The organism is Neobacillus sp. NPDC093182, from assembly GCF_044754045.1.
Genome location: NZ_JBIVOI010000005.1, coordinates 114,155 through 126,073 on the forward strand (window position 1 = coordinate 114,155; position 11,919 = coordinate 126,073).

An 11,919-nucleotide genomic window follows, 5' to 3' on the forward strand; every position below is an offset into this window, starting at 1 on the left:
CTAAAAGCTGACACAAACACTGGTATTGTTAAAAGGGTGAGAATATGGTACATTAAAAATACTGTGAAATGTACGAACTAACAGGAGGTGGCTTACATGCATGCATTGGTTGTAACATTATTAGTAATCGTGAGTATTGGACTTATTCTAGTTGTTTTATTGCAATCAGGTAAAAGTGCTGGATTATCTGGTGCCATTTCAGGTGGTGCAGAAACATTATTCGGTAAGCAAAAAGCACGTGGTCTTGATTTAATTTTACATCGTATTACTGTTGTATTAGCAGTTCTTTTCATTATTCTTGCTGTTTTAGTTGCATACTTCGAAGTTTAATAAAGAATGCTCAAAAACCTGGCTTATGTCAGGTTTTTTTTATGTACAAAAAAAACGAAGGCTTTTTTCTGGAATGTTACCCAATTGTTTGCTTAAACTAAGGTATCGGATTTTTTGAGTAGAAGGAGTTTTTATGATGAAAATTGCAGCACCTAAGCCCTTTACTTTTAAAGGAGGAAAACGAGCAGTTCTATTGCTTCACGGATTTACTGGTAATTCAGCTGATGTTCGGATGTTGGGACGATTTTTAGAAAAACGGGGATATACCTGTCATGCCCCCCACTATAAAGGGCACGGAGTTCCGCCAGAAGAGCTCGTACATACAGGTCCAGAAGATTGGTGGCAGGACGTTATAAATGGCTACAATTTCTTAAAAAACCTAGGCCATGAAGAAATTGCAGTTGGGGGACTGTCACTAGGCGGCGTATTTTCTTTGAAATTGGGTTACACTGTACCTATAAAGGGTATTATACCGATGTGTGCACCTATGTATATAAAAAGTGAAGAAGTGATGTATCAAGGAATTCTCGAATATGCCCGCGAATATAAAGTACGGGAAGGGAAAACGGATGAACAAATTGAATTGGAAATGAACGAGTTTGCTAAATCGCCAATGAAAACCTTAAAGGCGCTGCAATCTTTAATTTCTGACGTCCGCAACCATGTGGATATGATTTATGCTCCAACCTTTGTCGTCCAAGCACGCCACGACAAAATGATAAACACAGATAGCGCAAACATTATATACAATGAAGTTGAGTCCGTGAAGAAAGAAATTAAATGGTACGAGGAATCGGGACATGTGATTACGTTAGATAAAGAACGTGATCAGCTTCATGAAGATATTTACGCCTTTTTAGAAAAATTAGATTGGCAAAACTAATCCTTTGAGGAGGGATTTTATTGGAAGATAATATTCAACTGCACGTTGATAAACTATTACAATATATGAAAGATGAGGCTTACAAGCCTTTGACGGTACAAGAGCTAGAAGCAGCATTTGGAATAGCTGATTCAAGCGATTTTAAGGAATTTGTAAAAGCGCTCGTTCAAATGGAAGAAAAAGGACTTGTTGTCCGTACGCGCAGCAACCGTTATGGCTTACCGCAAAAAATGAATCTTATTCGCGGTAAGTTGACAGGTCATGCAAAAGGATTTGCCTTTGTGATCCCAGATGAACCGGGTATGGATGATATTTTTATACCGCCAAATGAGCTGAATAATGCCATGCATGGTGATACAGTTCTAGCTCGAATTGCTTCCGAGACTTCTGGTCAGCGAAGAGAAGGAAGTATTATTCGCATTTTAGAAAGAGGCGTGCAGCAAATCGTCGGTACCTATGTGGAAAGCAAAAGCTTTGGCTTTGTTATCCCGGATGATAAAAAATTTGCTAGTGATGTTTTTATCCCGAAGTCAGCATCTAAAGGTGCGGTAGAAGGCCATAAAGTAGTGGTTAAGCTTACTACCTATCCAGAGGGACGTAAAAGTGCTGAAGGAGAAGTTATCACTGTACTAGGCCATAAAAATGACCCGGGTGTGGATATTCTTTCTGTTATTCATAAGCATGGACTGCCAATGGCATTCCCAGATGAAGTATTAAAGCAGGCAAATGAAACACCGGATACGATTGATGAAAGCGAATTGGCGAACCGCCGTGATCTCCGAAATGAAACGATTGTTACGATAGACGGAGCTGACGCGAAAGACCTTGATGATGCGGTAACTGTAACGAAGCTTGAAAATGGCAACTATAAGCTTGGCGTACATATTGCAGATGTCAGCTATTATGTAAAAGAAGGAACACCAATTGACCTTGAGGCAGAAGAACGTGCTACAAGTGTTTATTTAGTCGACAGGGTTATTCCAATGATTCCACATCGTTTATCCAATGGAATTTGTTCGCTTAATCCAAGAGTGGACCGTTTAGTATTATCATGTGATATGGAAATTAATCCGGAAGGTCAAGTTGTTAATCATGAGATTTTTCAAAGTGTGATTAAAACAACCGAGAGAATGACCTATTTTGATGTAAATAAAATATTAGTTGATAAAGACGAAGAAACACGTACCCGGTATGAATCTCTTGTTCCGATGTTTGAACAAATGGAAGAACTAGCTCAAATATTGCGTGAGAAGAGAATGAGGCGAGGAGCCATTGATTTTGATTTTAAAGAATCTAAGGTCTTAGTCGATGAGGATAGTAAACCGACTGATGTAGTGCTTCGCGAACGTTCAGTAGCGGAAAGATTAATTGAAGAATTTATGTTGGCTGCCAATGAAACAGTGGCAGAGCATTTTCACTGGATGGAAGTACCGTTTATTTATCGAATCCATGAAGATCCAAAAGAAGATAAGCTAAGAAGATTTTTTGAGTTTATCACCAATTTTGGCTACATCGTTAAAGGAACAGCGAATGATGTGCATCCGAGGGCGTTGCAGGAAATTATCGAAGAGGTTCAAGGGAAGCCGGAAGAGATGGTTATTTCGACCGTTATGCTTCGGTCCATGCAGCAGGCAAAATACGATCCTGAAAGCCTGGGTCACTTTGGGTTATCAACAGAGTTTTATACGCATTTCACATCGCCAATTCGACGGTATCCAGATACCATTGTCCATCGTTTAATACGGACATATTTAATTGAAGGAAAGCTGGATGAGGCGACAAGGGAAAAATGGAATGCGAGATTGCCTGAAATCGCGCAGCATTCATCGAAAATGGAGCGCCGGGCTGTTGATGCAGAACGTGAAACGGATGAGCTTAAGAAAGCTGAATATATGGAAGATAAGATTGGGGAAGAGTATGATGGTATCATTAGCTCTGTAACTAATTTTGGGATGTTTGTCGAGCTTCCAAATACCATTGAAGGTCTCGTCCATGTGAGCTATTTGACAGACGATTACTATCGTTTCGACGAGCGTCATTTTGCCATGATTGGCGAGCGGACAGGGAATGTATTCCGGATTGGCGATGAAATTACCGTTAGAGTTGTAAAAGTTAATAAGGATGAACGATCTATCGACTTTGAAGTCGTCGGTATGAAAGGTACACGTCGCGAGCGTTCTGAGACTCCGAGAGTGTTTAAAACAGGCAGCGATACGAAAAAGCCACGTCGTAATAAACAAGAAGGTCGTAGCGGGCAAAAGTCAGAAGGATCTGGCCAGGGCTCAGGTACGAGAAAGAAAAAAAAGTTTTATGATAATGTTCCTAAGAATAAAAGCACTAAGCGGAAAAATAAGAAAAGATAATTTTGGAGAGGGCCTTCTACGAGGCTCTCTTTCAATTGTTATGAATACAGTTTTCTGCTAAAATTAACCCATAACGAGGTGAGAGACATGCCAAAAGGTGAAGGAAAAGTTGTTGCGCAAAATAAAAAAGCATACCATGATTACTTTATTGAAGAAACATATGAGGCTGGTATTGTTCTTCAAGGTACGGAAATCAAATCTATACGTGCCGGAAAAGTGAATTTAAAGGATTCCTATGCAAGAATTCACAATGGTGAAATGCATTTATTAAATATGCATGTAAGCCCATATGAACAAGGGAATCGCTTTAATCATGATCCTTTGAGACAAAGAAAGCTTTTGCTTCATAAGAGGGAAATTAGCAAGCTTTTTGGTGAAACAAGGGAAGCAGGTTATGCATTGATCCCATTAAAGATTTATTTAAAAAATGGATTTGCCAAGGTTTTATTAGGGTTGGCAAAGGGTAAAAAGAATTATGATAAACGTGAAGTCCTTAAGCAAAAAGAGGCTAAGCGTGATATCGAACGTGCATTCCGTGACCGCCAGAAAATATAATTACAAATACTTACAATTGAAAAATTCGCTCAGTGTGTTATAATAAGTTTGTCGCTAAGGAGCGATGATAACTTTTGCTCAAACTATTGTTGAGCATCCTAACGTCTGCAGCTTTAATCTTTAAGTAGATTTCAGCTCATTTTTAATGGGGGCGCTAAGGATTCGACAGGGGTAGTTCGAGCTTGGGTTGCGAGTCGAGGGGATCGGCCTCGTTAAAACGTCAACGCCTATAACTGGCAAAACTAACAACAACCTAGCTTTCGCAGCTTAATAACTGCTTAGCTGTTCGCCCCTCCATCGCCTATGTGGTAGGGTAGCGGACTCACTCTTAGTAGGCTACGCCGGAGTCCACCGTCTGAGGGCGAAGGAAGAGAACAACCAGACTAGCTGACCGGACGCCTGTCGATAGGCAAAAGGATCAGCGAAGCGCCAATATGTCGACTACACTCGTAGAAGCTTAAGTGCCGATATCTTTGGACGCGGGTTCGATTAATTATTAGTCGCCTTATGTGGTAACACATAAGTGAAAATTCGGCTTTATCGGTGAAACCTAAGTCGCTTAAATGGCGATAGGGCAATGCCGAGCGGTATGTGGAGTAATCCAACAGCCGTGTATCGACTTATAGGCTGCCACTTAAAAACAATGGTAGTACTAGGATGCGAAATCCTGCCTGCTGAAGGTAAAAATTATATTTCGCATAAGACGCCGAAGGACCTGTAAATTCAGGTTCAAGATATAGTCAGTGCCATGACGAAAGCATGGAAACGCACGTCCCGCCGCTTCCACCATACATAAGGTGGATTACAAGGCTAGCAGAAATGCTAGCCTTTTTTATATTGAAAAAAAAAGCTTCTTCAAATGCTATTTTTCTGTTTAGTAATTCTGTATTATATTTACCGTTCCGTGGGGTTACTTCGTCATACTTCTTAAGTATCAATTGAGCACGTTTTCTTTTTTTATCTACTCGCAGATAAGGGGAGATAAATTTTAGTAAAGATAACACAGCATCTTTTTTCTTAATATTTTATGTCCCTCCCAATTGAATTGATAAGACAGAAACGTATGTTCCTAAATTTATTATACAATAATCTAGTTCAGTTTTTAAAAAATAACAACAAAAAGCTATCCTTTCGAAATGAGAGGATAGCTTTTTTAAAGTGGCATGGTATTTTCAAATATTTCTTTCTGTTAAGGTGTTACTTTTTGAATACGGCCTTCTGCTTTGTATTCAAATGGTAATGGAAGTGTTTTTACATATTCAACCGTTGCTTCTAAGTCTTCAGGACCTACTTCTAATCCTGTTGCCAAGGCACCAATACCATAGCTGGCATTACCATACATGTAATTGTTTACTACAACCGAATATTCTTGGGCTGGATCGATTTTGCTTCCATCAGGTAAGAAGATGTCAACAACCTGACCTGTTTTTGCTGTATCATCCCAAGTGTAGGTGTATTTGAATCCAGCAATATGGTAATCAAGACCTTTTGGTGTAATTTGCTTGTTTAATACTTCTTTTAAATCTGCGCCACTAAGGTTAATTTTATTTAATACATTCCCAAATGGTTGAATGGAGAATAAATCCCCGAATGTTACTTCACCAGCATCAAGTTGTGCACGAACACCACCGCCATTCATCAAGGCAAAATCAGTGTCCATTGCTGCTTTCATACCATCAGCGATTAAGTTGCCAAGGCCATTGTCGGCAAACTCCCCAGCAGTTGACGGATATCCTTTAGCTAATGTAGTTGCGGAGTTACCTACTACTTCTGCCTTCATTGGCGCTACTAAATCTTCGTACTTTTTCATAATCGCTGAAACTTCAGGATCAGGAGTGTAATCTGATTGATATACGGTTACTACTTCTGCTTCTTTTTTGACAATATCTCCTGTTTCAGGATTAATTACTAGATCGACATCAGAGAATGCTGAACCATAAGAATAAGCTTGAACGATTAACTTGGTATCTACTACTTTATCATTGAAAACATGGTTATGAGCAGCAAAGATTACATCTACTTCATCATCTACTTTTTCAGCAATTCTTGAAGCGTCAAATCCATCAGTGTAGCCTTCTTGACTAGTAGGGTTATGCGCTAAAACAACGATTGCTTCAATACCTTGATTTTTTAACTCTGCTGTATACTTGTTAATTGCTTCTGCTTCATCTGTAATTTGAAGATTTTCGTTCCCTTTCGTCACGATCATATCAGGAGTTTCTTGTGTAACGACTCCAATAAATCCAATCTCTTGACCAGCAACTTCCTTGACTACGTATGGTGTACCTGTAATTAATTCGCCTGTTGATTTGTCAAAAGCGTTGGCCGCAATAACGGGGAAATCCATTCCGTCATAGCCTGTCGTGCCTTTTCCAAGTGGATGTTGACCACCATTGATCATGCGGCGTAATTCGGAAATCCCTTCGTCGAATTCATGATTTCCAAGTGTACCGACATCCATACCGATTGCTTCCATCACTTCCACCGTCGGCTCATCCTGGAATAGTGCTGACACTAGCGGGCTGCCGCCAATCATGTCACCAGCATGAACAACAAGAGTGTTTTCGTTTGTGGCTTCACGTTGCTTGATTGCTGCAGCTGTGTATTCCATGCTGCCAGCCAATACATCTTTTCCATCTCTTTTTACTTTTGTGTCAGTATCCAGCTGGCCATGTAAATCGTTTAAGCCTAGTAGCTGAATATTAACAGGAGTAAAACCAATGTCTAATTTAAAAATTCCAAAGCCAGAAGGGTCAGTTTTACCGGTATAAGAAATGTTACTTCCTTCTTTAAGATACTTTTCAGCTGCTGGTGATGTTGTAAAGGTAACGTTCACATCTCCAGGGATTGGAGCAATTGACCAGTTGTTATCAGCTGTTGGAGTGATTTCTTTTATCTCGGTAATATAATCCATCAAAATTTGACGGTTTTCATCAGCAGAGTCAACGACTATTTCGCTTCCTTTTACTCCTGGGAAGTTACCGCCGCCGCCAGCACGATAGTTATTGGTGACCACAATGAAGTCTTGATTAGGATCTACAGGCTGGCCATTATAAGTTAAGTTCACTACACGGCTAGAATCTGGGTTAATAAGATTTCCAGCAGGGTCATACTTAGCCATAGCTGTAACATCTATTTGATATTGAACTCCATCAATTACATCAAAGTTATATACTTGGAACTTTGGATTTAATAACTCTTGATCCTCAGTTTTATTAGGGTCGATTGTATTGAACTTCCCGGCAGTCATTTCAATCCATTCTTTAACTACAGAGCCTTTGACTTTAATCGCTTTCAATGTATTGTCATACAAGTATAAGTCTCCCGCACTGCGAATGGTTAAATCACCTGCTTGGATTTCAGTGTATTCTGCCACACCGTTACGGCCTGCTTTGAAAGGAGCTCCTACAGAAAGGATTGGCAGGTCCTGATATTCCGGCTTGCTTTCGGCAATATACTTTTCAACATACCATTTTTGTGCATTTGTCACTACTTGGATGGAAGGATCATCTTGTACGAGTGAGAAATAGCTGTGTATGTCATCAGTTGTTTTTCCAATTGGAGTATTTACATAGTCCACCGTTGCTTCGTGGTCAGCCTTAACCGCATCGACGATGGATTGAACAGGCTTAACTTGTGTTGGTGAAGATATCTCACGTGTTATAGATTGTGAGTTTACTACAGACCATTTCCCTTTTTCCTTTTTTAAAGATAGGTCAATAATTCCTAATGAACCGCCGCCGTATCCTGCTTGTACCGCTGGAACTCCATTAATGGTCCCTTTCGCGTTGTCTACACCAGGAAGTGGCTTACCGTCGGCACCCTTGAACAATCCATCAAGTGAAGCCTCGGTTTTTGCCGGGAACAATTTATGAGTATGCGAGAAAGTGATGGCGTCAATTCCTTGTACTTCACTTAATGCATAAATAACATCTTCTGAATTGTCTTTATTACCGCTAAATCCGGAGTGAGTCATAGCTACAATAACATCTGCACCTTCTTCTCTCATTTGCGGTATAAATTTCTCTGCCGTTTCAACAATGTTTTTTGTGATTACTTTACCGTCAAGATTTGCCTTGTCCCACTCATTAATCTGCGGAGGAACGAATCCGATAAACCCGACTTTGATTACATGTTTTTTTCCTTGTTTATCGACCACTTTTTTGTTGATAATTTTGTAAGGAGTAAATTTATTTACGTCATTATCGGGATTACTATCATGGTCATCCACATAAACGTTTGCGTTGATAACAGGAAAATTCGCGTCATCATAGGCCTCTTCTAGAAATTCGAGACCATAGTTAAACTCGTGGTTACCTAATGTAGCAATATCATAGTTCATTTGGTTCATCGCTTTAAATACTGGGTGAACTTCTCCATCTTCAAGCGGATCTATTTTTGCCTTATACGTTCCTAATGGAGTTCCTTGAATTAAGTCACCATTATCAACCAATACACTGTTCGCTGCTTCAGCACGGGCAGCTTCCACAAGAGCAGCTGTACTAGCTAAACCAACTTTCAGGTACTCTGCATTTTTGTAATAGTCATAGTTTAATAGGTTTGTATGTATATCTGTTGTTTCCATAAGCCGAAGATCCAAAACAGGGCTGTTGTCAGTTTTAGGTGCTGCGTTTACTTGAGTTGATGAAAAGAATGGAAATGCAAGAAGTGATACAGCTAGAGATGATGATACTATTTTCTTCGCATTACGTAATTGTTTCTTTTTCAACATGTTCACCTTCCTAGTAATATAGTATTTTTTTACTCAGAAAACTGCAGAATCCCCCCTTTAAAAGTTTAAAAGAAGGATAGGGATGTCTGTGTTCTCGGTTCAAAACAGAAAATTACAAAAACTACACACAACATATTAATTCGTTCTCTATTGAGTACAATCCTTCTTTTAAAAAAATATTTTTCTATAATATGGGGGCATTCCTTCCTAATAATAAGAAAATTATTTGTGTTCTGTAAGGGGAATAAGTCATAGGTAAAAAAGAGTGGAGATGGAATTTATTGTACGTGGCAGCAAATAAGTTCTTAAATGGAAAGAAGCCATCCTTCAAATTGAAGGATAGCTTCTTATTATTAATGCGGCATATTGTTGTTCATATTATTATTTGGCATTTGTCCCATTGGCTGTCCCATCATTTGACCTTGTGCAGGTGCGAATGCATTTCGGTAATTATTCATGTCTTGCTCAGCAAGCTGAGGCACTTGATAGTAATGGTGTTTATTTTGATAAATAGAGAGTTCATAGCCCATTTCTATACAATTTGGTATCGAATCTGCCAGCACACGGCGAACAACTGGATTCGTTGTTTCTAGTGCTGCCATCGTTTTCATTGAAGCACTAGCTTTACAAGAAGATAGCATACAGTGAGAAATGTATTCGTCATTAATTTCCGACACAGATTGGAAAGGCTTCTTCGGCTGAGAAGGCTTCATTCCATAAATAAAGTCATTTCCTTGGTTCATCATATATTTGGAAGTTGGATGCGATGGGTTTTGACCTGACTTAAAGCACTCTACCGTGATGTTATATTCGTCCTGCATAAATTTATATTGGCGGTCAAGAATGTCCAATAGTTCAGGGTCTTTTACATGTTGGCGTAATAACATGTAAGAATTCATGGTACCAATAGCTGCTCCTAAAACTTCATTTAAGTCTATTACCTCATGACCTCCATGATTAAGCTGTGGAGGTACATTCCCTGTATGCATATTTTCGTGCATTTGTCCTTGTTGACCTTGCTGGTTTTGCATCATATTCTCTTCTCCTCCTAATTGATTGATAATAGCCACTGTTATTATGTATCAATCGACCAGAGTTATTCACATAAACAATTTGTTCAAAAGATTGTAGGTTAAAGGTTTTAGAAAAACAAACAACGTCAATAATGACAGGTAGTGAGTATAGGAGGTGCGTGAAAAGTGCAAGAAGAATTAAGGATTTTTTATCAGATATTTACAACAACCAAAGATGCCATTGAAAAATTTATGAATATGCTTGACCCAGTCATTCAAAATGCAGCTGATGAACATGAAAGACTGTACTATCACCATATTTATGAAGAAGAGGAACAGCGTTTATCCCGTTTAGTCGTACTGATCCCACTTATTCAGAAGTTTCAACAAGTCAAAGATGAGAAAGAGTTTTCTCCAGCCAACAACGAATTCAATCGACTATTACAGGAACTCAACCTAGAAAAGTTTGGTTTACATAATTTCGTCGAACACCTTGATTTAGCGTTATTTCGCTTTACCGACCAAGAGCGAAGCAGTCTATTAAATGGATTAAGGGAAGTATCGTATAAGGATTACCAGCAAGTAAAACAAATGCTACTCGATATTAACAGTCGATTTGACACTAACTTTGTGGACCCGCATGCCCATCATGATGAGCACCATGATCATTTAGACCGAACAGCAGCAGCAACAGTAATTACCCATGCTCCTCAGACAAAACAAAGAAGAGGATTTACGGTAGGAAGCTTAATCTAAGGAAAAGAGAGGATAGACAATGAATAAAACACAATTATACCCTGATTCACCGTTATCAAGTCAGGAGTTTACACAATTGGATCAAACAGTGATCGATGCAGCACGAAGACAGCTTGTAGGACGCCGTTTTATTGAATTATATGGTCCATTAGGTCGTGGTGTCCAAAGTATCTTTAATGACATTTTTTCAGAAAACTTAGAAGCAAAAATGGATTTCCAAGGGTCCTTCGATACGGATATTGAAGCAAGTAAAAGGGTGAATTATACCATTCCATTGCTGTATAAAGACTTTGTATTATATTGGCGTGACCTAGATCAGGCAAAGGTATTAGATATCCCGATTGATTTTTCTGCAGCAGCTAATGCAGCCCGGGATGTAGCGATCTTAGAAGATCAAATGATATTTCATGGAACGAAGGAATTTGATATCCCAGGTTTAATGAATGTACCTGGCCGTTTAACACATTTAATCGGTGAATGGTATGAATCCGGAAATGCTTTTCAGGATATAGTAGACGCAAGGAATAAACTGCTTGAGATGAACCACAATGGACCATTTGCCCTTGTACTTTCCCCACAGCTATATTCTCTCGTTCATCGTGTTCATCGTGATACAAACGTCTTAGAAATTGAACATATTCGGGAGTTGGTTACGGATGGGGTGTTCCAATCACCTGTGTTAAAGGGAAGATCGGGCGTGTTGCTAAATACTGGAAAAAATAATCTGGATTTGGCGATTTCAGAGGACTTTGATACAGCTTACCTGGGTGTAGAAGGGATGAACCATCCATTCCGTGTTTACGAAACAGTTGTTTTACGAATTAAACGCCCTTCTGCCATTTGCACTTTGGAATCCATGGGGGATTAATGATTAATCGCGTATTAACAGTCGGATCCCTTATTCCAGGAAGGATGACTGTAAAACCTCCAGCGCCAGTACAAACGGAGAATAAAGAAGTCAAAACAGAAGGCATTATTGTAGAGCAAAACGGCAATAGGATGGAAATTCACCCTGTAAAAGGAAAGTTGTTGGATATTGCCCTGATTCAAGGGAAGCAAATAAATTATAAGTGCCGCAAAGGAACGTGCGGTCAGTGTACAGTCAAAGTCATAAAAGGTACAGGATTATCTGTACCGAACGAGCAGGAGCAGAAAAAGTTAAAGAATGAACTAATGAACGGGTATCGCTTGGCTTGTCAGGCAGAAATACTATGAAAAATTCCGATTAAAAGCAGGGTTTCGCGGGATTAAAAATACACTCCACATAAAAACGAGGTCCCATTTCGA

At 39.3% G+C, this 11,919-nt stretch carries 9 protein-coding genes and 1 other RNA gene; 8 read left to right on the top strand and 2 right to left on the bottom strand.

Features of this window, described 5'->3' with window-relative positions; translation table 11 throughout:
- Window positions 1-96: 96 nt before the first annotated feature.
- The 5 genes from secG (at window position 97) to ssrA (ending at window position 4,623) form a co-directional block, all read left to right on the top strand.
- The gene (gene secG / locus ACIQAA_RS11265) at window positions 97-330 is read left to right on the top strand and encodes a preprotein translocase subunit SecG (protein WP_063252070.1); all 234 of its coding nucleotides are present in this window, start codon (window positions 97-99) and stop codon (window positions 328-330) included.
- Between the two features lie 136 nt (window positions 331-466).
- Window positions 467-1,213 (top strand): alpha/beta hydrolase, encoded by a 747-nt coding sequence (locus ACIQAA_RS11270; protein ID WP_402619536.1) that lies wholly within the window; start codon window positions 467-469, stop codon window positions 1,211-1,213.
- Window positions 1,214-1,233: 20 nt separating this feature from the next.
- Window positions 1,234-3,576 carry a ribonuclease R gene (rnr, locus tag ACIQAA_RS11275; protein ID WP_402619009.1) on the top strand — a complete coding sequence of 781 codons (2,343 nt, stop codon included), beginning with the start codon at window positions 1,234-1,236 and terminating at the stop codon, window positions 3,574-3,576.
- Window positions 3,577-3,663: 87 nt separating this feature from the next.
- Window positions 3,664-4,131 (top strand): SsrA-binding protein SmpB, encoded by a 468-nt coding sequence (smpB, locus tag ACIQAA_RS11280; RefSeq protein WP_402619012.1) that lies wholly within the window; start codon window positions 3,664-3,666, stop codon window positions 4,129-4,131.
- 155 nt (window positions 4,132-4,286) lie between these two features.
- Window positions 4,287-4,623, top strand: a transfer-messenger RNA (tmRNA) gene (ssrA, locus tag ACIQAA_RS11285).
- Window positions 4,624-5,320: 697 nt separating this feature from the next.
- Here ssrA and ACIQAA_RS11290 read toward each other — a convergent pair.
- Entirely contained in the window at window positions 5,321-8,863 is a 3,543-nt protein-coding gene (locus ACIQAA_RS11290; protein ID WP_402619015.1) for a bifunctional 2',3'-cyclic-nucleotide 2'-phosphodiesterase/3'-nucleotidase, read from the bottom strand.
- A gap of 353 nt (window positions 8,864-9,216) precedes the next feature.
- Complete coding sequence (locus tag ACIQAA_RS11295; protein ID WP_402619017.1) at window positions 9,217-9,897, bottom strand: spore coat protein; 681 nt, start codon at window positions 9,895-9,897, stop codon at window positions 9,217-9,219.
- Between the two features lie 165 nt (window positions 9,898-10,062).
- On the opposite strand from ACIQAA_RS11295, the gene ACIQAA_RS11300 reads away from it, so the two are divergent.
- From ACIQAA_RS11300 to ACIQAA_RS11310, 3 genes are read left to right on the top strand one after another with little or no spacing between them, the layout of a single operon-like run.
- Entirely contained in the window at window positions 10,063-10,632 is a 570-nt protein-coding gene (locus ACIQAA_RS11300) for an IMEF encapsulin system ferritin-like cargo protein (RefSeq protein WP_402619019.1), read from the top strand.
- A 19-nt stretch (window positions 10,633-10,651) separates the two neighbouring features.
- On the top strand, window positions 10,652-11,500 hold the full coding sequence (locus tag ACIQAA_RS11305; protein ID WP_402619022.1) for a family 1 encapsulin nanocompartment shell protein: 849 nt from the start codon (window positions 10,652-10,654) through the stop codon (window positions 11,498-11,500).
- Window positions 11,500-11,847 (top strand): 2Fe-2S iron-sulfur cluster-binding protein, encoded by a 348-nt coding sequence (locus ACIQAA_RS11310; protein WP_402619025.1) that lies wholly within the window; start codon window positions 11,500-11,502, stop codon window positions 11,845-11,847. The genes ACIQAA_RS11305 and ACIQAA_RS11310 overlap by 1 nt, the downstream gene beginning before the upstream one ends.
- Window positions 11,848-11,919: the final 72 nt, after the last annotated feature.

Bases quoted from the DNA above. Each gene is read 5' to 3' on its own strand.
- secG (WP_063252070.1), top strand. From the start codon at position 97: ATGCATGCATTGGTTGTAACATTATTAGTAATCGTGAGTATTGGACTT.
- ACIQAA_RS11270 (WP_402619536.1), top strand. From the start codon at position 467: ATGAAAATTGCAGCACCTAAGCCCTTTACTTTTAAAGGAGGAAAACGA.
- smpB (WP_402619012.1), top strand. From the start codon at position 3,664: ATGCCAAAAGGTGAAGGAAAAGTTGTTGCGCAAAATAAAAAAGCATAC.
- ACIQAA_RS11290 (WP_402619015.1), bottom strand. From the start codon at position 8,863: ATGTTGAAAAAGAAACAATTACGTAATGCGAAGAAAATAGTATCATCA.
- ACIQAA_RS11295 (WP_402619017.1), bottom strand. From the start codon at position 9,897: ATGATGCAAAACCAGCAAGGTCAACAAGGACAAATGCACGAAAATATG.
- ACIQAA_RS11305 (WP_402619022.1), top strand. From the start codon at position 10,652: ATGAATAAAACACAATTATACCCTGATTCACCGTTATCAAGTCAGGAG.
- ACIQAA_RS11310 (WP_402619025.1), top strand. From the start codon at position 11,500: ATGATTAATCGCGTATTAACAGTCGGATCCCTTATTCCAGGAAGGATG.